Annotated in this window: 19 protein-coding genes, 1 riboswitch and 1 other annotated feature; of the genes, 15 read left to right on the top strand and 4 right to left on the bottom strand. The window is 43.0% G+C overall.

What is annotated here, in order from left to right; translation table 11 throughout:
* Positions 1 to 153: 153 nt before the first annotated feature.
* Positions 154 to 399, bottom strand: coding sequence for a YciN family protein (locus QV280_RS05180; protein WP_039970907.1), 246 nt, complete (start codon positions 397 to 399; stop codon positions 154 to 156).
* 245 nt (positions 400 to 644) lie between these two features.
* Between QV280_RS05180 and topA the strand changes: the two genes are divergently transcribed.
* Positions 645 to 3,281: a type I DNA topoisomerase gene (gene topA, locus QV280_RS05185; RefSeq protein ID WP_152821158.1), complete on the top strand. Its 2,637-nt coding sequence runs from the start codon at positions 645 to 647 to the stop codon at positions 3,279 to 3,281.
* Between the two features lie 183 nt (positions 3,282 to 3,464).
* Positions 3,465 to 4,769 (top strand): inosine/guanosine kinase, encoded by a 1,305-nt coding sequence (locus QV280_RS05190; protein WP_023404806.1) that lies wholly within the window; start codon positions 3,465 to 3,467, stop codon positions 4,767 to 4,769.
* Between the two features lie 217 nt (positions 4,770 to 4,986).
* Here the strand turns inward: QV280_RS05190 and QV280_RS05195 are convergent, their stop codons facing one another.
* Entirely contained in the window at positions 4,987 to 5,409 is a 423-nt protein-coding gene (locus tag QV280_RS05195; RefSeq protein WP_023404805.1) for an H-NS family histone-like protein, read from the bottom strand.
* A gap of 462 nt (positions 5,410 to 5,871) precedes the next feature.
* Positions 5,872 to 6,056, top strand: a riboswitch (Lysine riboswitch).
* 88 nt (positions 6,057 to 6,144) lie between these two features.
* Here QV280_RS05195 and QV280_RS05200 point away from each other — a divergent pair.
* From QV280_RS05200 to QV280_RS05240, 9 genes are all read left to right on the top strand, one after another.
* Positions 6,145 to 7,734 carry a Na+/H+ antiporter NhaC family protein gene (locus QV280_RS05200; RefSeq protein ID WP_023404804.1) on the top strand — a complete coding sequence of 530 codons (1,590 nt, stop codon included), beginning with the start codon at positions 6,145 to 6,147 and terminating at the stop codon, positions 7,732 to 7,734.
* 349 nt (positions 7,735 to 8,083) lie between these two features.
* Positions 8,084 to 8,212 (top strand) — a sequence feature (His leader region).
* 44 nt (positions 8,213 to 8,256) lie between these two features.
* Entirely contained in the window at positions 8,257 to 9,153 is an 897-nt protein-coding gene (gene hisG, locus QV280_RS05205; RefSeq protein ID WP_023404803.1) for an ATP phosphoribosyltransferase, read from the top strand.
* A gap of 3 nt (positions 9,154 to 9,156) precedes the next feature.
* The gene (gene hisD, locus QV280_RS05210; RefSeq protein ID WP_023404802.1) at positions 9,157 to 10,452 is read left to right on the top strand and encodes a histidinol dehydrogenase; all 1,296 of its coding nucleotides are present in this window, start codon (positions 9,157 to 9,159) and stop codon (positions 10,450 to 10,452) included.
* Between the two features lie 13 nt (positions 10,453 to 10,465).
* Positions 10,466 to 11,518 carry a histidinol-phosphate transaminase gene (gene hisC, locus QV280_RS05215; RefSeq protein ID WP_152821156.1) on the top strand — a complete coding sequence of 351 codons (1,053 nt, stop codon included), beginning with the start codon at positions 10,466 to 10,468 and terminating at the stop codon, positions 11,516 to 11,518.
* Between the two features lie 30 nt (positions 11,519 to 11,548).
* Entirely contained in the window at positions 11,549 to 12,622 is a 1,074-nt protein-coding gene (hisB, locus tag QV280_RS05220; RefSeq protein ID WP_152821154.1) for a bifunctional histidinol-phosphatase/imidazoleglycerol-phosphate dehydratase HisB, read from the top strand.
* A 10-nt stretch (positions 12,623 to 12,632) separates the two neighbouring features.
* Entirely contained in the window at positions 12,633 to 13,253 is a 621-nt protein-coding gene (gene hisH / locus QV280_RS05225; protein ID WP_261824032.1) for an imidazole glycerol phosphate synthase subunit HisH, read from the top strand.
* A 32-nt stretch (positions 13,254 to 13,285) separates the two neighbouring features.
* Positions 13,286 to 14,026 carry a 1-(5-phosphoribosyl)-5-[(5-phosphoribosylamino)methylideneamino]imidazole-4-carboxamide isomerase gene (gene hisA / locus QV280_RS05230; RefSeq protein WP_367869587.1) on the top strand — a complete coding sequence of 247 codons (741 nt, stop codon included), beginning with the start codon at positions 13,286 to 13,288 and terminating at the stop codon, positions 14,024 to 14,026.
* Positions 14,027 to 14,257: 231 nt separating this feature from the next.
* On the top strand, positions 14,258 to 15,079 hold the full coding sequence (locus tag QV280_RS05235) for a GNAT family N-acetyltransferase (RefSeq protein ID WP_152821152.1): 822 nt from the start codon (positions 14,258 to 14,260) through the stop codon (positions 15,077 to 15,079).
* 108 nt (positions 15,080 to 15,187) lie between these two features.
* The gene (locus QV280_RS05240) at positions 15,188 to 16,018 is read left to right on the top strand and encodes a helix-turn-helix domain-containing protein (RefSeq protein ID WP_152821149.1); all 831 of its coding nucleotides are present in this window, start codon (positions 15,188 to 15,190) and stop codon (positions 16,016 to 16,018) included.
* A gap of 28 nt (positions 16,019 to 16,046) precedes the next feature.
* Here the strand turns inward: QV280_RS05240 and QV280_RS05245 are convergent, their stop codons facing one another.
* The gene (locus tag QV280_RS05245; RefSeq protein WP_152821146.1) at positions 16,047 to 17,210 is read right to left on the bottom strand and encodes an alpha/beta hydrolase; all 1,164 of its coding nucleotides are present in this window, start codon (positions 17,208 to 17,210) and stop codon (positions 16,047 to 16,049) included.
* Positions 17,211 to 17,453: 243 nt separating this feature from the next.
* On the opposite strand from QV280_RS05245, the gene QV280_RS05250 reads away from it, so the two are divergent.
* Positions 17,454 to 18,161, top strand: a complete 708-nt coding sequence (locus QV280_RS05250; protein ID WP_447026267.1) for a Fic family protein — start codon at positions 17,454 to 17,456, stop codon at positions 18,159 to 18,161.
* A 93-nt stretch (positions 18,162 to 18,254) separates the two neighbouring features.
* Positions 18,255 to 18,971 carry a fibrobacter succinogenes major paralogous domain-containing protein gene (locus QV280_RS05255; RefSeq protein WP_367869586.1) on the top strand — a complete coding sequence of 239 codons (717 nt, stop codon included), beginning with the start codon at positions 18,255 to 18,257 and terminating at the stop codon, positions 18,969 to 18,971.
* A 65-nt stretch (positions 18,972 to 19,036) separates the two neighbouring features.
* On the opposite strand, the gene QV280_RS05260 is transcribed toward QV280_RS05255, so the two are convergent.
* Entirely contained in the window at positions 19,037 to 20,356 is a 1,320-nt protein-coding gene (locus QV280_RS05260; protein WP_152821229.1) for an MATE family efflux transporter, read from the bottom strand.
* 618 nt (positions 20,357 to 20,974) lie between these two features.
* Here QV280_RS05260 and hisF point away from each other — a divergent pair.
* Entirely contained in the window at positions 20,975 to 21,748 is a 774-nt protein-coding gene (gene hisF / locus QV280_RS05265) for an imidazole glycerol phosphate synthase subunit HisF (RefSeq protein WP_152821144.1), read from the top strand.
* Positions 21,745 to 22,380 (top strand): bifunctional phosphoribosyl-AMP cyclohydrolase/phosphoribosyl-ATP diphosphatase HisIE, encoded by a 636-nt coding sequence (gene hisIE, locus QV280_RS05270; RefSeq protein WP_023404791.1) that lies wholly within the window; start codon positions 21,745 to 21,747, stop codon positions 22,378 to 22,380. Before hisF ends, hisIE begins: the two co-directional genes overlap by 4 nt.
* Positions 22,381 to 22,392: the final 12 nt, after the last annotated feature.

A 22,392-nucleotide genomic window follows, 5' to 3' on the forward strand; every position in this document is an offset into this window, starting at 1 on the left:
GTAGATGCTAAAAACGTGAAGTAGATCATTATATGCAATACTAGCTCGGTTAGATATCCATGTAACCTTATGTTCCGTACTTTATATTGTTGCAGACCAGATAGAAATTGAAAGGGAGTATTGAAAGAGCCCCGTGCGGAGCTCTTGAAAACATTATTTTACAGTGAATTCTTTTGATAAATGATGAGCTAAGTATTTGAACATATTGAAAACGGCTGTAGTATTCTGCGTTGGCAAACCTTTGTCATCTAAAAAATAGTCGCCCTTAAAAATAAGTACGTCGTCTTTTTCGACTACCGAAGTGGCGCGCATTCCTTCTATATAGTCGTCATGTTCTTGGATGAGATTGTTTGCAATCAGTAATAGTTCAAACTCTGAAATAGGTTTTTTATCACTCATTTTGGTACCTGTTGTTCTAATCAATATTCGCGCTCAGTGTACCCCGATAATTAAGCAAAACAAAAGCACATTTATCTAAAACAGTCTATGGTTTACCTTCGTGATATTGCCTAATTTGCACACAATTAGCCGTAAAAGAGAAAAAATGGGTTGATTTTGAAAAATTATCGCTCAATAGTAAAAAAAGAATCAAAATTCGAATTCGCACTTTTTGCGAACCAAAATATAGGACAAAACGTTCAGTTATGGGTAAGTCTCTCGTTATAGTGGAGTCACCTGCTAAGGCAAAAACAATTAATAAATACCTTGGTAAAGACTTCATTGTTAAATCTAGTGTTGGTCACGTACGTGATCTACCTACCGCTGGTCAGTCGAGCGGTAAAAAGGCTACGCCTATCTCCACCAAAGGGTTAAGTGCGGAAGAAAAAGAACGCATTAAAAAAGAAAAAGCCAAAAAATCACTGATTAAAAAGATGGGTATTGACCCATACCACGGTTGGGAAGCCAATTACCAAATCCTACCGGGCAAAGAGAAAGTCGTTGCCGAATTACAAAAACTGGCTAAAGACGCTGACTACGTTTATCTCGCAACCGATTTGGACCGCGAAGGAGAAGCTATCGCATGGCACCTTCGTGAGATCATCGGCGGCGATGAACAGCGATACAAGCGAGTGGTATTTAACGAAATTACTAAAAATGCCATTCAACAAGCATTTGAAGCACCAGGCGAACTGAATATAGACGGCGTAAACGCTCAACAAGCGCGTCGTTTTATGGATCGCGTGGTGGGCTTTATGGTTTCTCCACTACTGTGGAAAAAAGTGGCTCGTGGTCTTTCTGCAGGTCGCGTACAGTCGGTTGCCACTAAGCTGGTGGTTGAACGTGAACGTGAGATCAAAGCGTTTGTACCGGAAGAGTTTTGGGACGTACACGCCAATACGCTAACGGATAAAGCAGACGATTTTCGTCTGATCGTTGCACAACGCAACGGTGAGGCCTTTAAACCGACGAATGAAGCAGACACGACCTCTGCCCTGAATTTGTTGGAAAAAGCCGAGTACGAGGTGTGTAAGCGCGAAGATCGCCCTACACGTAGCAAACCTTCAGCCCCTTACATCACTTCTACCTTACAACAGGCAGCAAGTACGCGTTTAGGCTACGGCGTTAAGAAAACCATGATGCTAGCGCAGCGCTTGTATGAAGGTGGTTACATCACTTACATGCGTACTGACTCAACGAACTTGAGCAGTGAAGCGGTAGAGAACCTACGTAGCTTCATCGGTAGCGAGTACGGTGATAAGTATTTACCCGAAAAACCATTGGTTTACGGTAGCAAAGAGGGCGCTCAAGAGGCGCACGAAGCGATTCGTCCTTCAAGCGTTGATGTGAAATCAGAAGATTTAGTCGGCGTGGATAACGACGCACACAAACTGTATACCCTGATTTGGAATCAGTTTGTTGCTTGTCAAATGACACCAGCACAATACGATTCAACCACTATCAGTGTTAAAGCCGCGGAATTTACCCTTAAAGCGAAAGGTCGTATTCTGAAATTTGATGGTTGGACTCGCGTGCAGCGTCCAATGGGCAAAAATGAAGATCAGATCCTTCCAGAAGTGAAATTGGGCGATAAACTGTCTCTTAAAGAGCTTGAGCCAAAACAACACTTCACTAAACCAACCGCTCGCTTTACAGAAGCGGCTTTGGTTAAAGAGTTAGAAAAACGCGGTATCGGCCGTCCATCAACGTATGCGTCTATCATTTCTACTATTCAAGACCGTGGGTATGTGAAAGTAGAACAGCGTCGTTTTTACGCTGAGAAAATGGGTGAAATCGTATCGGATCGCCTAGATAAAAGTTTTGTCGATTTGATGAACTACGACTTTACCGCGCGTATGGAACAAAAACTGGACCAAATCGCCGAAGGTGAAGCGACTTGGACACAAGTGCTCGATCGTTTCTTTAAAGATTTCTCCTCTGAACTTGAAAAAGCGGAGCTGGATTCTGACCAAGGTGGTATGGAACAAAACCACATCGTTGAAACAGACATTGAGTGTCCAACGTGTTCCAGACCTATGGGTATTAGAACGGCATCAACAGGGGTATTCCTAGGCTGTTCTGGTTACGCATTGCCACCAAAAGAACGTTGTAAAACAACCATTAACCTTGGTGACGAAGACGGTATCATTAACGTCTTAGAAGACGATCCTGAAACAGCAGCACTGCGTGCTAAACGTCGTTGTCCAATTTGTGAAACCGCAATGGACGCGTACTTAATTGACGATAAGCGCAAGCTACACGTGTGTGGTAATAACCCTAACTGTGAAGGCTATACCGTAGAGTATGGTGAATTCAAAGTGAAAGGGTACGACGGTCCTGTTGTTGAGTGTGACAAGTGTGGCGCTGACATGGTGTTGAAAAACGGCCGTTTCGGTAAATACATGGATTGCACCAGCGAAACATGTAAGAACACGCGTAAGATTTTACGTAACGGCGAAGTTGCTCCACCAAAAGAAGATCCTGTGCATCTGCCTGAGCTACCTTGTACACAGTCTGATGCGTACTTTGTATTGCGTGACGGTGCTTCTGGTCTATTTATGGCAGCCAGTAACTTCCCTAAATCTCGTGAAACACGAGCGCCATTAGTGGAAGAGTTAGCGCGTTTTAAAGATCGCCTGTCTCCTAAGTTCCAATACTTAGCGGATGCACCAACAGAAGATCCTGATGGTCGCCCAACGGTGGTTCGCTTTAGTCGTAAGAGTAAAGAAAACTATATCCGTTCTGAAATCGATGGTAAGCCTTCTGGTTGGACAGGTTTATTTATTGACGGTAAGTGGGAAATCACTGACAAACGTAAAAAGCCGAAAGCAAAAAGCGAATAGCGTTTTCAATTAGATAGATGCAGAACCAAGGTGTTGAAAGATACCTTGGTTCTTTTTTTTGCGCAAAATTTGCACAGTCAGTGCATTTAAAATTGAGCTAAACGTTTGCGTTGTTTTACTGTGTTGAAGCTCACATTTCTAGGGTCTACAATTTAAAAATCTACTTTCTAATACAGAATTTAAATGAAATTTCCCGGCCAACGTAAGTCTAAACACTATTTTCCTGTCAACACGCTTGATCCTTTAGTCCCGAAAACCCACGCCAAAAGCAGTGTTAATTGCACTCACGTGGTGGGGATCGATCAAACTCTAGTGGATATCGAAGCTAAAATTTCTGATGACTTCATTGATAAGTTTAATTTAAGTAAAGGTCATTCATTAGTTGTCAGCGATGAGGTGGCGGAAGCTCTGTATTCTGAATTGAAGCAGCAGCAGTTGATCACTAACGAATACGCAGGTGGCACCATAGGTAACACGCTACACAACTATTCAGTATTAGCGGACGATAAATCGATTTTATTGGGCGTGATGAGCTCGGACATTAAAATTGGCAGCTATGGGTTCCGTTATCTTTGTGATACGTCGTGCCGAATGGATCTTAACCATTTACAAGGGGTGGAGGGCGCGATTGGACGCTGCTTTACCCTGATCTCTGAAAACGGCGAGCGTACTTTTGCCATTAGTGAAGGGCAGATGAACCAGTTGCAGGCTAAAAGTATCCCAGAAGAGGTCTTTTCCGATGCCGCTGCATTAGTCTTAACCTCTTACCTTGTACGTTGTAAAGAGGGCGACCCTATGCCTGAGGCAACGATGAAGGCGGTAGAATATGCCAAGAAGCACAAGGTGCCGGTAGTGCTAACCTTAGGCACTAAGTTTGTCATTCAAGATGATCCACAGTTTTGGGTAGATTTTATTGCAGAGCACGTTTCTGTAGTGGCAATGAATGAAGAAGAAGCTGAAGCGTTAACTGGGCTTAGCGATCCATTACTGGCCGCAGATAAAGTCTTAGATTGGGCGGATTTGGTGCTGTGCACAGCAGGCCCTATTGGGCTGTTTATGGCCGGTTATACCGAAGAGTCGGCTAAGCGTGAAACGTCTTTACCTTTGCTTCCTGGTACGATTGCTGAGTTTAATCGCTATGAGTTTAGCCGTCCGGCATTAAAGTCAGAATGCGCCGAACCTTTTAAAGTCTATTCGCATATCTCACCGTATATGGGCGGCCCAGAGAAGATCAAAAATACCAATGGGGCAGGGGACGCTGCTTTATCGGCACTGCTACATGATTTATCCGCCAACCGATTCCACAAGTCGAATATTCCTAATTCTAGTAAACACGTAAATGAATATTTAACTTACTCTTCCTTCTCTCAAGTGTGTAAATATGCAAATAGAGTGAGTTATGAAGTATTAACTCAACATTCTCCACGCTTATCTAGAGGCTTACCTGAAAGAGAAGACAGCCTTGAAGAAGTATATTGGGAAAGGTAGATGTAATAACCTTTAAATTAATATGGTTATATAGAACATACTGCATTATTTCGATAACACAACAAACGTTATAACATAACGTTTATTGTGTTATAAACGAAACAATATCTAAAATTAACAGGTGTTGTCATTATTTTGTAATAAATTGCAGGTAATAAAAAAGCTCCTTATAAGGAGCTTTTTTGCATCTAATGATAAATCTTGTTAGCAATAATTATTATGCTTTGATCAAGAACTCATCTAGAGATTTACCGTTATCAAGTTCAGTTTGGATCGCTGATGGAGTACGGCCTTGACCAGTCCATGTTTTTTGCTCACCGGCTTCGTTGATGTATTCGTATTTAGCTGGGCGAGGTGCGCGCTTCGCTTTTGCTTTATTTGATTTAGATGAGTTATCACCTGCAACAGCCGCTACTAGGTCTTCGATATCGATACCTTCGCTAATTAGTTGCTGTGCGTATTCAGCCAGTTTTCTTTCTTTTTCTTCACGTGCTGCGCGTTCTTCAGCTTCATTATCACGGCGTTCTTCAACAACCGTAGTTAATTTATCAAGAGCTTCTTCTAGTTGCTCTAGTGTTAGCTCACGAGAGAAAGCGCGAAGGCTACGGATATTAAGGAGTGTTTTTGTAATTTCAGACATATTTTGGTCCCATCAGATTAATATCATCAACTAAAGTTGACATAGTAACGTGCACTGGTGTGCTACACAATAATTCGATTATATAAGAGCTTTGCTCATAGTTAAATATAAAATAAATAAATTTTCAAAATTAATAAAGTTAATTCGTAAATTATATTCAAAATTAAATGTAATTTATAAAGTATTACTTATATTAAATAATTCAAATTGTAACTGTTTTTGTATAAAAGACGCTAATTAGCGTCTCAGTCGAGCAATCTATTTCTTGCGTAACTGTTTGATATATATTGATAAAAAATCATTTCGATCGGGTGCCATCATGAACGATTAGTTTTCATTATAGATTCGAGCAACTTGCTATTTAGTAGGAGGACTTGGCTTTCTGTTGCTTTTCTATTTTATGTTAGTAAAATGCTCCGCTCTTAGAACACCTAGTGGCATATCGAATTGTTGAAAGGTGTTTTCTAGGATTGAGGCGCAGTTATTATCAGTAGTTGGCAATAGGGTGATTCCGTTGTAATTGTTAACGAAAGGAGTAACTGCCGAAATGAATGATTTAATCAGGATCATTTGTTGGGGTTATTTTCGAAAGAAGTAACACTGCCATAGTCTATTGTGTTGTTAAACTATGGAGCGCTATTGTGGGAATCTGCCTTTGAGTAGATTGCTTATTCAACATCAAGTCGAATACCTCGCTACAGTAGATCTCTTACCAAATATATAAATAAGAAGATCATGAATTTATTGGATTTTGCATCATCACCTATCTCTCTAGTGCCACCTTTATTGGCATTGGGATTAGCGATTATTACCCGTCGTGTACTCCTTTCTTTAGGTACGGGTATCGTTCTGGGCGGTTTCCTTTTAGCTGATTACTCTTTCACTGGAGCATCAACTTACATTTTTAATACCGTTTATAGCGTATTTGTCGAAGACGGCAGTATTAACTCATGGAATATGAGTATTGTCGGTTTCTTATTATTACTGGGTATGATTACCGCTTTATTGACTCTCTCTGGCGGTACTAGAGCGTTTGCTCAGTGGGCTCAAGTTAAAGTAAAAAGTAAGCGCGGTTCTAAATTATTAGCGGCTTTTCTTGGCGTATTCATCTTTATTGATGATTACTTTAACAGTTTAGCTGTGGGGGCTGTGGCTCGTCCTGTGACCGACCGTTTCTATGTATCTCGCGCTAAACTTGCTTATATTTTAGATTCTACTGCGGCACCTATGTGTGTGTTAATGCCTGCCTCTAGTTGGGGCGCATATATAATGACCATTATCGGCGGTATATTAGTGAGTCATAACATGACCGAATATTCTGCCTTTGGTGCTTATGTTCGCCTAATTCCAATGAACTTTTACGCGGTATTTGCTTTATTAATGGTATTTGCGGTGGCGTGGTTCAAAATTGATGTCGGCGCAATGCGTCATCACGAAATAAAAGCCTCACAAGGTCGTGGTTTTGATGTGGATGATGAAAACGCATCCGCAGCGGATGATGAACTGGATATTGAGCAAAGTTCTAAAGGCTCTGTGGCGGATCTTATTTTGCCAATCGTGACCTTAACAGTCGCAACCATTGTCGCCATGATGTACACCGGTGGTGTGGCGTTGTCTGATAGTGGGCAACAATTTACCGTATTGGGCGCGTTTGAAAATACCGATGTGGGCAGTTCACTGATTTACGGTGGTGTTGTTGGCTTTGCAGTAGCATTAATCACAGTATTGAGACAGCGTCTTCCAGCCGTCGAAATTGGTCGCACATTATGGATTGGTATTAAATCCATGTTTGGTGCAATTTTGATCCTAATTTTTGCATGGTCTATTGGTAGTGTTATCGGAGACATGAAAACCGGTTCTTACCTGTCTTCGCTTGCTCAACAAGCAAATATTAATGCTGCGTTGTTGCCGGTTATTCTATTCTTGCTCGCTGGTGTAATGGCATTTTCAACCGGCACTTCGTGGGGCACTTTCGGTATTATGTTGCCGATTGCCGGCGATATGGCAGGGGCAACGGACTTAGGTTTGATGTTACCTATGCTTGGCGCAGTATTAGCAGGCTCGGTATTTGGTGACCATTGTTCTCCTATTTCTGACACCACGATATTGTCATCAACAGGCGCACGTTGTAATCATATTGACCACGTATCAACGCAGTTACCATATGCTTTATCTGTGGCGCTAATTTCTTGTGTCGGCTTTATTACGTTAGGCATGACAGAATCAATTGTCATTTCGTTCGCTGCAGCAAGTGTTGCTTTTGTTGCCGTGTGTTTTGCGCTTTCAATTTTGTCACGCTCAAAACTCACATTCGGAAAAGCATAAGTTAGTCGCTTAATTTAATGAATACTTGAAAGGGAGCTTAGCTCCCTTTTTTGCGTTGTTAGGGGCTGACAACTGAATAAGCACTGCCTCTCAAACGCTATGTTTTGGTTTTTACTTCATTTTGATTGTGATGCAGATGTACTAATGGCCGACAATCAGGCAACGAAATGGTGATAACAGCCGATAGCGGTACAAAAAATTTACTGTGCATCATTAACAAGCGAATAAATTTCCAAATAAAACAATTTTTTCATAATTTAACTGTTGCAAAGTTTATTCGGCTTGGTTAGTGTGTTTGTACACCAATTGAAAGAAAGCCTTAAATTATGCGCACATTAGATATGAACAATCATCATCACCATCACCTACCTTAATCTTTCGGGTGAGTTGCGCGTACCCGGGAGATACAGCTCTCGGTGGTTAAATCAAGCATTACAGATTTAAACCCTTGGGAGCTTAGCCCCAAGGGTTTTTTTCATTTTATCGATTATTAATTTTAAGCATCAGTACAGGGAATTTGCCATGCAAACACAACGTCTAAGAATTGCCATTCAGAAGAAAGGCCGACTAAGCAAAGAATGTCAGGAATTACTGAAGAAGAGTGGTGTTAAGTTTAATATCATGGGCGAGCGTCTGGTTGCTCATTCTTTAAATACTCCAATCGACTTATTGTTAGTTCGTGACGATGATATCCCTGGTCTTATCATGGATGGTGTGGTTGATTTAGGCTTTATCGGTGAGAACGAACTAGAAGAAGTTCGTCTGGATCGTAAAGCAAAAGGCCAGCCATACGGATTTAAATCGCTACGCCGTTTAGATTTTGGTACTTGCCGTCTTTCTATTGCGGTAGACAAAGAGCTGAACTATGCAGGCCCGCAAGATTTAGCCGGCAAACGCATTGCCACTAGCTACCCGCACTTATTAAAAGCTTACATGGACGAGCAGGGCATCGACTTTAGCACTTGTATGCTAACCGGCTCTGTAGAAGTGGCTCCGCGCGCAGGTTTAGCTGATGGTATTGCCGATCTTGTTTCTACTGGTGCAACACTGGAAGCCAACGGCCTTAAAGAAGCCGAAGTTATCTTCCGCTCTAAAGCCACTCTTATTCAACGCGATGGTGAGTTTGACCAAGATAAACTTGACCTTATCGACAAGCTACTCACTCGCATGCAAGGCGTTCAGCAAGCTAAAGAATCAAAATACATTATGCTGCACGCACCGCTTGACCGTTTGGAAGAGGTCACCGCTCTACTGCCTGGCGCAGAAGACCCAACAGTATTACCTCTTTCAACGGATAAAACGAAAGCTGCTATCCACTTGGTAAGCTCAGAAAATCTGTTCTGGGAAACCATGGAACAGCTAAAAGAATTGGGTGCAAGTTCAATCCTTGTGTTACCTATTGAAAAAATGATGGAGTAAGTGATGAGAACCGTTACCTGGGAATCACTAAGCGCAGAACAGCAAAACGCCGTACTGCAACGCCCTGCAATCACCGAGGGTGCAAATATTACAGCCGCAGTTACAGCGGTTGTTGAGAGCGTAAAAACAGAAGGCGATAAAGCGCTACTGGATCTTACTGAAAAATTTGATGGCGTTCGTCCTGAGAGTATTCGTGTAAGCAATGAAGAAATTGATGCGGCGGCAGCGCGTCTGCCTGAGAAAATGAAAGCGGCGCTTAATCAAGCGTACAAAAACATTGGCGCATTCCACCAAGCGCAAAAACTGCCACCTTTGACAGTAGAAACTCAGCCGGGCGTAGTGTGTGAGCTTGTGACTCGCGCGATCAATACTGTGGGCTTATACATCCCTGGCGGAAGTGCACCATTGCCTTCAACAGTGCTAATGCTAGGTGTGCCAGCACAAATTGCGGGTTGTAATAAAGTGGTGTTGTGTTCACCACCGCCAATTGCAGATGAAATCTTGTATGTAGCTAAGCTGTGTAACATCGATGAGGTGTACAACTTAGGCGGCGGTCAAGCGATTGCGGCAATGGCGTACGGAACAGAAACTGTGGTTAAAGTGGATAAAATCTTTGGCCCAGGCAATGCCTACGTGACCGAAGCTAAACGCCAAGTAAGCAATGACTTCCGTGGCGCCGGCATTGATATGCCAGCAGGACCATCAGAAGTTATGGTGATTGCCGATGAAACCGCCGATGCTGATTTTGTTGCCGCGGATTTACTTAGCCAAGCAGAGCATGGCCCAGATTCTCAATCGATTTTAGTCACCACCTCTGTGCTATTAGCAGACAAAGTGACCGATGCAATACAGCGTCAACTGGCTGAGCTTTCTCGTAAAGAGATTGCCGAACAAGCCTTAGCATCAAGTTTAATTGTCATCGCAGAATCATTGACTCAAGCGGTAGCGATTTCCAACTTCTACGGCCCTGAGCACTTGATCGTGCAAACGCGAAACCCAAGAGAGCTATTGCCACTTTTGGATAACGCAGGTTCCATCTTCTTAGGTGACTGGTCTCCAGAATCCGCCGGTGATTATGCGTCAGGGACTAACCACGTATTGCCTACGTATGGCTACACTCGCACCTACTCAAGCTTAGGCCTTGCCGATTTTAGCAAGCGCATGACAGTACAAGAGCTGACTCAAGATGGCCTTAAAACGCTAGCGCCAACGGTTGTGACTATGGCGGAAGCCGAAGGTCTTGATGCGCACAAACGTGCGGTCACCATTCGCGTGGAAAAACTGTTAGCGGCAAAGTAGGAAAGAAGTAGACATGGAAAAGTTAGCTCGTAAACAGGTTCAGGCTTTAACCCCTTACTTATCTGCACGCCGCATTGGTGGCTCAGGTGATGTATGGCTAAACGCCAATGAATCACCTTTTGATAATACCTATACATTAGAAGCATCCAGTCTAAACCGTTATAGCGATTGTCAGCCACCACAGCTTATCAATGCCTACGCCGCCTATGCAGGCGTTGCTCCTGAGCAGGTGTTAACCTCGCGCGGGGCAGACGAAGGTATTGAACTTCTGGTACGTGCATTTTGTGAACCGGGTGAAGACGCTATCGTGTATTGCCCGCCAACCTATGGCATGTACGCCATTAGTGCAGAAACCATAGGTGTGGAGCGTAAAGTCGTTCCATTGACCGATGAGTGGCAATTGGATTTACCCGCCATTGAACGTAGCCTAGATAAGGTGAAGTTGGTGTTTGTTTGTTCTCCAAACAACCCAACGGGGAATTTAATCAATCGTGATGACATTATCGCTCTGCTTGAGGTGACTCAAGATAAAGCGATAGTGGTCATGGATGAAGCTTATATCGACTTCTGTCCAGAAGCGTCTACGGTTGACTTACTAAAAGATTACCCGCACCTTGCGATTTTGCGCACTATGTCAAAAGCATTTGCACTGGCAGGGCTTCGTTGCGGTTTTACTTTAGCCAACGAAGCACTCATTAATGTATTGCTAAAAGTGATTGCGCCTTACCCTGTGCCTGTACCGGTTGCTGATATTGCCTGCTTGGCATTGTCGAAAGAGGGTCTTGAGCGAGCGGCGAGCCAAATTGCGACTTTGAACAAAAATCGTACTTATCTTCAAAGTGAGCTGAGCAAAATCGCCAACGTTACTGTCTATTCAGGCTTTGGAAATTATCTATTAATCCGTTTCCCTGATGGCGATGCTTTGTTTAAAGCTGCTTGGGATGCAGGCATTATTTTACGTAATTCACCTATTCAAGATTGCGTGCGCATTAGCATTGGCAGTCGTGAGGAGTGTGAAAAAACGTTAGATTTTATCAAAACCCAATTGGCTCAATTTGCCGCGTAGGACGCCAGATTAAAATAATAAGGAAGAACAATGAGCACACCGCAAAAGATTTTATTTATCGACCGTGATGGCACGTTAATTGTCGAACCACCTGTCGATTTCCAAGTAGACCGTTTAGACAAACTAAAGTTTGAACCTTTGGTTATCCCTAGCTTGTTATCACTGCTAGATGCAGGCTACCGCCTAGTAATGGTGACTAACCAAGATGGTTTAGGTACTGACAGTTATCCGCAAGCAGACTTCGACGCTCCCCATGATTTGATGATGCATATTTTTGAATCACAAGGCGTGCGTTTTGACGAGGTGCTGATTTGTCCTCACTTTAACGAAGACAACTGTACTTGTCGCAAACCTAAACTGGGGTTGGTGAAAGAGTACTTGCAACAAGGCAAAGTGGACTTTAAAACCTCAGCGGTGATTGGCGATCGTGAAACGGATCTGCAATTGGCCGAAAATATGGCGATTAAAGGCATTCAGTACAATCCACAAACCATGAACTGGCCGGCAATTGTTAAGTCATTGACTATGAATCCTCGCGTTTCAGAAGTGGTTCGTACCACCAAAGAAACCGACATTCGTGTTGCGGTGAATCTTGATGAAGTTGGTGGAAATAAAATCGAAACGGGTTTGGGGTTTTTTGATCACATGCTAGATCAAATTGCCACTCACGGCGGTTTCCAATTACAACTGAGCGTTGATGGCGACTTGCACATTGATGATCACCACACGGTAGAAGATACGGCGCTGGCGTTAGGTCAAGCTATCAAAGAAGCATTGGGTGACAAGCGCGGTATTGGTCGCTTTGGCTTTACCTTGCCAATGGATGAGTGTTTAGCACAGTGCAGTTTAGATCTTTCAGGTCGTGCTTATTTAAAATTTGATGCCAAATTTAGCCGCGATGAAGTTGGCGGATTTTCTACTGAAATGGCAGGGCACTTCTTCCGCTCTCTAGCGGATGGTATGGCGTGCACACTGCACCTTTCGTCAGTAGGCGAAAATGATCACCACATTATTGAGAGCCTATTTAAAGCGTTTGGCCGCACACTGCGCCAAGCGATTAAGGTTGAAGGCACTGAGCTACCAAGTAGCAAGGGAATGTTGTAAGGAGTTTGGCGTGGAAAATCAATCACAAACCGCAGTTATCATAGACACGGGATGTGCAAACGTCTCGTCGGTACGCTTTGCTATCGAACGTCTAGGGTATGATGTCACAGTATCAAAAGATCCAGCCATTGTATTAGCCGCAGATAAGCTATTTTTGCCAGGCGTTGGCACAGCCAGTGAAGCGATGCGTAACTTGCAAGAGCGCAACCTGATAGAACTGGTTAAGCAGGTTGAAAAACCTATGCTTGGCATTTGTTTAGGCATGCAACTGCTAGGTAAGCTGTCAGAAGAGAAAGGGCAAAAAGCGGATGAAATTGTCCCTTGTCTTGGCTTATGTGACGGCGAAGTTCGCAAATTAGACAGTAAAGAAAACCCACTGCCACATATGGGTTGGAATACCGTCTCTGCCAAAGAGGGACACCCTCTATTTAAAGGCATTGAGTCAGGTGAATACTTCTACTTTGTGCACAGTTTTGCTATGCCAGAAGGGGATTACACCATCGCCAGTTGTGACTACGGCAGCCGTTTTAGTGCTGCGGTGCAAAGTGGCAACTACTATGGGGTACAATTTCACCCAGAGCGTTCTTCCAAAGCAGGCTCGCAATTGATTAAAAACTTTTTAGAGCTGTAATGCTCGAACTATAACGACTTTAGGGATTTGAAGTGATTATTCCAGCATTAGATTTAATTGAAGGTCAGGTGGTTAGGCTGTATCAAGGCGATTACGGTCAGGTAACTGAATACAAGGTAAACCCAGCTGAGCAATTTAATTTGTATCATCAAGCAGGAGCCAATTGGTTGCACTTAGTGGATTTAACCGGCGCAAAAGACACTAACGCACGTCAGTTAGACCTGATAGCCAAACTGCTAAAAAGCACGCCAGCTAACATTCAAATTGGTGGCGGCGTACGTTCAGAGCAAGACGTTATCGATCTGCTTGAGGCAGGCGCAGAGCGAGTTGTCGTGGGTTCTACAGCCGTAAAACAACCTGAGCTTGTCAAAGCGTGGATGGAAAAATACGGCCCAGAACACATCGTACTGGCGCTTGATGTCAATATTGATGAAGCAGGCACGCGCAAAGTCGCTGTATCCGGTTGGCAAGAAGATTCGGGCGTGACTATTGAAGCCTTGATTGAAGACTTTTTAACCGTAGGCTTAAAGCACGTATTGTGTACCGACATTTCAAAAGACGGCACACTGACAGGTTCAAACGTCGACTTATACGTAGATCTTTGTAAGCTGTACCCACAAGTACACTTTCAATCATCCGGTGGCATCGGTAGTTTAGATGACATCCGCGCTCTGAAAAACACCGGTGTGCGCGGCGTGATTGTCGGCCGAGCGTTACTTGATGGTAAGTTTACCGCCGAAGAGGCATTTGCTAGTTGGGAAAGCGCAGAGTAACTTGCTTTTAGCTTACTAGCTGAATTAATAAAACCACTTAGCTTTATCAGTTAGGTGGTTTTTTGTTTTATGGGTAAGGGCAAAGACAAGAGCAAGAACAAAGATAAGTAGAAGCAAGTTGTCGTTTTTGTTCAATCTTGTGCTGCATTTTTTACTTAGGATCAAGCCAACTTAGCGAAAGATCACTCACATTGAGCGATCTGCGCGTAATTTTTAGATATGGCTTATACGATGTTAAATATAGTAAAACTAGACACCCTTGACACTCTCCATTCCTTAAAAGCGGAGTACTTTGCGCAAACTCATGCGCCCCTTGATGGCATGTGGCACTTTGGCTTTGTGCCAATGTCGCAGCACTACGCTTTTTATGAAAGCGATGTGCTGGTGGGCTTTTGCTGTGTAAATAGCGATGGCTATTTATTGCAATATTATCTCTCTCCTCAGGCAAGTACATCAGCATCGGATTTGTTTACCTTAATTGCGCAGCAAGACAGTAAAGTGATTGGAGATGTCAGTGGTGCGTTTGTCAGCACGTGTGATCCTAGCTTCCTCTCTTTGTCTTTAGATAATGCCGCTTCTAGTTCGGTCAATACTCTGTTGTACTGTGGCGTCAAACAAAGCGTGAATAGCGAAGAGGCAGGTATTGAGCTGACATTAGCCACTGATGATCACTTGAGCCTGTATGTCGATTTTGCCGCGCAAGCGATTGGCGCGCCAAAAGAGTGGTTAACGAGTTATTACGGCAATTTGATTACAAGACAAGAGCTATTTGGTTATTGGCAAGACGGTGAGTTAGTGGCAACGGGAGAGCGTCGCAAGTTTGATGAATTTCAGACTCAATATGCTGACTTAGGTATGATTGTTTCCACCCAGCACAGAGGACAAGGAATTGCCACTAAGGTAATTAAGGCTTTAATAGCCAATGCTGTAGCTGAGCAGTTAATACCAATGTGCTCTACCGAAAAAACAAACATCGGCGCACAACGCGCGATTGAAAAAGCAGGTTTAGTGAGTAAGCATCGCCTGTTACAAGTGCAGTTTGAAACGCTGTAATTAGCCTGTATGTGATGATGTCTATTTAACGTAATAGGCATCATGGCTTGTTAATCTGCTACTATCAGCGTAATTGGCTTTTTTCACAGTCACGAGATTAAGGAACCCATGCTTCATTGGATAATCCCCGCCACCGATACCTGCAGTGAGCTTGTGGAGTGTTATTGGTTTATAGAAAAAGCCACGGATACTGACAGTAGCTTTCCCAAATTAAACCCTGATCCTTGCGCGCATTTGATTATCACGCCTAACTCCTATTCGTATAGCAGTGATGAAGGCGCTATCTCAGGTCAAGGGAGTCATTTTTTATGCGCTCATCAAAGCACTTTCGAGCTTGATCATTGCAAAGCATTTACTCATTTAGGAGTTAAGTTTCGCACTGGCGCGCCATATGAACTCTCTGAAAACAATGAACATTTCACCGCACTTGACCAAGTCATCGAACTCTCAGTGAATGATTTGTTGTCTATTAGCGATGAAGATCAAAGACAAATGTATGCGCTAGCAAGAAGTGATAAAACACAATGTGTTGCGATGTTAGAGCGCTACTTACAGCCGTGGCTGGCACGCTCGAAAAGCGATCAGCACAGTAAACTGGTAAGCAAGGTATGCGATGAGCTGCAACATGTCTCTATCTCGGAACTCGCCAGTCAGTTATTTTGTTCACAGCGGACCATTGAGCGCAGTTTTAGACGGGTCACAGGGCTGACATTAAAACAATATCAAGCGATGACCAAGCTAGAGTTGATGCTAGAACATCTTTATCAGAAATCACCCGCCGATATTGATTGGGTCGATATTGCTTTTGAATTTAGCTTTAGCGATCAACCGCATTTAATTCGCTATTTAAAAAACCAAATTGGCACCACGCCAAAGAAATACGTTGTGAATAGAGGCTTTACTATCGATATTTATGGCGCGGTAAGCTCCCATGAATGACAACAAGTTTTTAAGCAAGCAGGCTCGATTAATCACTTAATAGCACTTGCTGCATGCTCGCTAGGCTTTGCTCAAAGTAAGGATTATAAGTAAGGCGTGCGTGTATTTTACCCTCCTCTACATAGCCATAAGACGAATACCATACAGTCGCGCCATCTAGGCATTGCAACTCGAGTTCCGCACCTTGTCCATTATTACACAGCCGATTTTTGCCATTCATGCCATATTCGGGATTACGTGGTGAGAACAAGCCCGCCATGTGCGATCCCTCGCTAATGCGCTGTTCGGGTAAATTCATGTTGTAAGCGGTAGTACGTGCTTTTAGGGGAGGGTTACTGCCTAGCCAAATTAGCTGTGAATTGGGGTTATCAAATCGGTTCGCAAATTGTTCCACCGCAAAGTATTTATCCACCACCGTATCGCCTTCACTGATTAACATAAATACAGGCTTTGAGTATTTAGGATTCGATTTTAGTGCATGTTGTACGCGCTGAGTTGTCTCATAATAGCTAGCGGCCGCCGTCATCGGCAATGAATCGTAACGCAGATAATTGGTTTCAGGATCTTGGTCGGCCCACTCAATCACATATTGTGCGTATTTTGCCATAGGCAGCAGATCTGAACTGCCGTTAAAGGCAGGCGAGTACAAAATTAATCCCTTGATGGCGGTGTCTGTTAACGCATAGCGAGTGACGATATTTGCCCCTGTAGAATAACCGCCAAGCCAAACATTGTCTGACTCTTGTTTAAGTAAGGCGATTTGATGCTCCACACTTTGTTGCCATATATCCGCCGAGACCAGTTTAAGATCGCCCACTTTAGACCCATGCCCTGGAAGCAGCACAGTTCTAACTAAATACCCTTGGTCACTTAATCGCTGCCCAATATCAGAAAAAGAGTAGGGCGAATCACCCAAGCCGTGTACCAAAAGAATAGCCTCACCATTGGGTTTGCTAGGGCGATATTCTTGTGGTGAGTTCAAGGCGATTTCTCTGTCTATGTCATCGGTAATAAAATTTCGTTCAAGCTTCATCCATTGTTGAGTTTCTAATACATACTGCTCAAAGCTCGCTTGTTGGTAGGGGCTAAGTGTCTCGGCACTTTGATAGTGGTATGGCACATCGTTGTTAGAGCCACAGGCTGTGAGTGAGGTGATAATAATAGGTATTAAGTAGGTGGATATTTTGCTCATGGAATCGGTTTATGCCTGCGGTGTTAACTGACTGAACTTTAATAGTACGTTCTTTAATTTCATGTGCAATTTATTTGATAGTAATGCAATAGTAAAGATAGAGATTACTTTGCTTCAAGAGCTTTCATATCGAGGTAAAGAATTACAAATGTGCCTTTGTATTTAGTACTCTAAATTTGAACTGTTCTGATACGAACTAAACGGTGTATAATTCGCGTGTATTACATGAGCGGAAAAATAAATATGTTCACTGAAACTAAATGGGGCATGAAGCCGAATATTCCTCTAGCTAAACAGTTAGCCAAACGTGATGTGCCAGCTTTGGTTTATGATGCTGTGAATCTAGAAGGTGTTGCTATGACGCTACCTGAGGTTCAAACAATCCTTGATGGTATAACGGTTGGTGGACATCGTATCAGTGATCAAAATATGGCGCTCAACCAAGCGAAAACTTGGGAGCGTATTTTTGAGCTCGTTGATTCATCGGAATTTTTCTTTTCAAAAGAAACTGCATTGCTACTACATAATATTGCAGGAGAAGAAGCATTAGAATGGGGCAAGTTTCGTTCTGGTTATGTATCAATCACGGGGTCTGATTATGAACCTCCAGCACCACAAGACCTCAATGAAAAATGGACAGAAGTACAAACTTTAGTTGACGCTTGTAATGATATTTATGATCGAGCCATTACTGCTTTTCTACAGATGGCACGAGCTCAGTTTTTCTGGGATGTGAATAAACGAACAGGTCGTTTTATGATGAATGGAATTTTACTATCAGTAGGTTTTCCTATCATAAATGTTCCTGCTAAACGTCAGCAGGAATTTAACACTTTAATGTTAGACTTCTATGCAAGTAATGATATGCAGCCGATGAATCAATTCTTACGTAGTTGCCTAAATAAACAGATCATCAAAAATTTTCAATTAGATCTCAATATTGGCAAATAAGATACAAATAGGCATCTTTTACAGAGTATCTCGCCTAGTTTAGCCCCTGCTTGAACGCTACAGTATTCACATACTGTTAATGGCATTACCATTGTGAAAACGTTCATTTTATCTATAGGGGTCAGTATGGTTCTTGCGACATCATCATTTGCGAACAACACCGATTCAGATTTAATCCAAACTCAAAATACCGTTCAAGATGCAGAGGGTAACATTTACCGCACTGTTAAAATTGGCGATCAAGAGTGGTTGGCTGAGAATCTAAGAAGCACTCAATTTCAAGACGGTTCAGCTGTGAATTCGGGGTTTATTCCAAAAGATGATCAAGCTAACCTAGCTAAATATGGCCGCTTATACAGCTGGCATGATGTAACGGACGTTCGCAAGTTATGCCCTAAAGGTTGGCGTGTCGCCACTGATGATGATTGGAAAGTGTTAGAACGCACTATGGGTATGCCAGAAGAACAACTTGACCAACAAGGTTGGCGAGGAGCAAAGCAACATATAGGCTTGCAATTAAAAGAAGCGCAGTCTCAAGGTATATTTAATAAGTTTGCCCCATCCTTGGTCAATAAACGTCATTTTTCAGCCAGCCCAGCAGGGGTAAAGTTACACGGGTTTTATATTACTCAAGGCGCCTATACCGAGTTTTGGACCGCAAGCAGCGCCACCGACAAGCAAGGCATCATACGTACCCTTGCATACTCTTGGTGGAATACACACAAAAGTGAAATTCGCCGTGCAACAAGCTCGAAGGATTATATGTTTTCGGTTCGCTGTGTGAGAGTTGATTTGAATACGCCTAATTAACTAGGCGTATCTATACTTAGTCCCTAAATACCTGCCCCTAAATATCAGTCTCTAAATACCACTCTCTAATACATCAACTCCTTCGCCTTCTTACTATCAAACTCAGCCAAGAACTTCTTAGCCAATCTGCGCATAGACGGTATTTTTAATATTTGCTCTAGGACGGTGACGGCGTAGATCCAAAAGATGGATGCTTTTAATACTAAGACGACAAACGCAAACAAGGGTAGGGCAATAACCCAACGGGTAACAAAATTGATGTTAAAGACGGCGGTGGTTTTGCCTAATGCGCGTAGTACTTGTCCGTGTACGGTGACGTAGCCTTGAATCAGTGGCATTAGGATGTACAGCGGCGCGATGCTTTTTAGGGCGTCATAGGTGACTTGTGAATGTCCGGGGTAAATCTTTTCAACCACTAAGCTCAATATAAACGAGGCACAGGCAATGATCATTGAGACGCCAACGGTGACACGAATGCTGAGTGCAACGTCTGAATCTAAGGTCTCTAAGTTGTTAGAGCCGATGGCTTGAGAAATAGTAATGGCAGAGGAGACGGCCCAAGCGACAACAAATTGCGCTAAAGCGGTAAGCCAAGGCGTGATCATGACCACTGCGGCATACGATTCTGTGGGCAATTGCGCGTATAACGCGTTATAGAGCGCCATCCCCATCGTCAGCACCACCATGTTGGCGGCAATAGGGAATATCTCTTTAAAGTGCAAAACGACATTGCTGCGTATGCCTTGCACTGCTTGTGCAAGCGAAAGGTGCGCTGTTTTTTGATATTTAAGGCACAGCAGAAGAAACAGCATTCTTAGCCCAAGAGCAACAACAGAGCCAAGAGCGGCACCTGCAATGCCAATACCGGAAAAACTGCCAATGCCATGAATAAGATAGTAAGACGCAATAGCATTAATTGGCATAGTGAAAAGGTAGCTGATAAGGGGCATTTTGGTTTTGCCCATCGCATTAAAGAGCGCAATCGATACCTGAGAGACCCCTGTTAGCAGTAGAGTGTATTTGATAATTGACAGATAAGCGTCGATATCATCGTACAGATCCACGTTATGGCTCAGCAGTTTAATGATTGGCCATTTAAAGAGCGTAATTAAAAGGAAAAAGACCAAAGCGAAAGAGAGGTTAATCATCATCCCAGATAAGAATGATTTAGAGATGAGCTCGTTTTTACCCGAACCTACTGCGCGCGATAATACATTTTGTGAACCATTGGCCAGTGCGTTTTGCATCCCTAGCATTAACGCCACGATAGTACTGGCGATACCCATAGAAGCCAGTGCTCCTTCACCGAGTGGCGAAATGAGTAAGGTATCAATCATCAACATGCCTTGCATCAACAAGGCGTTAATGGCGATTGGCCAAGCCATTTTGACGTTCTTTTTAATGTATTGATTATTTTTGCTGAACATGGACACTCTTTTCTTACTCGTACAAAACAGGCAGTTACCGTGTTTTGATTGCGATGTTGTTTCGGGCTTCATTGGTGTGTTTGTTGAATAAACAGCTTATTGGCGCAGGAGTTTGAACAATTGACTGCCGATAATGGGTCTTAGTCAGTGTTTGTTACCTAAGCTAAGTATAATTGTGCGCTTGGTTATAGTTAACTGCAATAGCTTTAGAACTCATATTCCATTTATATGATAGATAATGACTATTAGGCGACTTAAATTACACATAAGGTTGATAGCACTTGGCTTCATGCACTCGTTGGTAATCTTATAAACCTTACATTCATACCGGTATTATGGGGATAAACTTTGCTTTTAGTCTTTTTATGTATACCAAAAATGTGTACATTGTCTTTATGATTTAACGATTTAGCCGTGCATAAAAATTCATTGATATTCAGCTTTTTTGATAGCAAGACAAACACCTTTTGTGACTGACTTTTTCTCATGCTGATTTATTGTTGATTTTTGAAGGCTATAAGAAATTTAAATGGAATTAACAAATGTTATTTCAAAGACTTAATGGTGGCTTGTTAGATGTTAGCTAAGAGAATAATTCCTTGTTTGGATGTCCGTGATGGGCAAGTCGTAAAAGGTGTTCAGTTTCGAAACCATGAAATCATTGGTGATATCGTTCCTTTAGCGCAGCGATATGCGGAAGAAGGTGCCGACGAATTAGTCTTTTATGATATTACCGCGTCTAGCGATGGCCGAGTGGTCGATAAAAGCTGGGTTGCTCGAGTAGCTGAAGTTATCGATATTCCATTCTGTGTGGCTGGTGGCATTAAATCAGCAGAAGACGCTTCGCGCATTTTAGAATTTGGTGCTGATAAAGTATCAATTAACTCCCCAGCATTAGCAAATCCAGAGCTTATTACCCATCTAGCCGATAAATTTGGCGTGCAATGTATCGTCGTGGGCATTGACTCCTTCTTTGATAAAGAGACAGGTAAATATCAGGTTTATCAGTTTACTGGTGATGAAGTGCGCACAAAAGCGACTCAGTGGGAAACCAAAGACTGGGTACAAGAAGTACAGCGTCGCGGCGCAGGTGAAATCGTGCTTAACATGATGAACCAAGACGGCGTTCGTAACGGCTATGACATTACTCAATTAAACATGGTACGTGAAGTATGTAACGTGCCTTTGATTGCCTCTGGCGGCGCAGGTGCGATGGAGCATTTTGCCGAAGCCTTTAATAAAACAAACGTAGATGGTGCATTGGCAGCATCTGTATTTCATAAACAGATCATCAATATTGGTGAACTGAAGCAGTACCTGAAAACCCAAGCAGTAGAGGTAAGAATATGAGTTTAACATTAAGTGAGTTAACAACGTTGGCTGAACGTATTGACTGGGATAAAGTTGATGGTTTAGTGCCGGCGATTGTTCAGGACTTTACCTCTAGCCAAGTACTAATGATGGGTTACATGAGCCCAGAGTCATTGCAAAAAACGGGAGAAACAGGTCTTGTGACTTTCTTTTCTCGCACTAAGCAATGCTTATGGACCAAAGGTGAAACCTCTGGCAACGTATTGAAGCTTAAAAATATGTCGTTAGACTGCGACAACGATACCTTGCTGGTGAAAGTGAATCCGGTAGGGCCTACATGCCACAAAGGAACAACCACTTGTTGGGATACGGATTCTCAAGAAGAGTCGCAAATGGTTTGGCTTCATCAACTTGAAACCCTATTGGGTGAGCGTAAACATGCCGATCCAGACTCTTCCTACACCGCTAGCTTGTATGCCCGTGGCACCAAGCGTATATCGCAGAAAGTGGGCGAAGAGGGTGTTGAAGTCGCGCTTGCGGCGACGTCGGGCGATAAGGCGGAATTAGTGTGTGAATCGGCTGATCTTATCTACCATTTGTTAGTGCTATTGCAAGATCAAGGCTTGTCACTCAATGACGTGGTCAACAAATTAAAAGAACGTCACAAATAAGTCTAGCTCTAA

It is taken from the genome of Vibrio sp. B1Z05, from assembly GCF_052955985.1.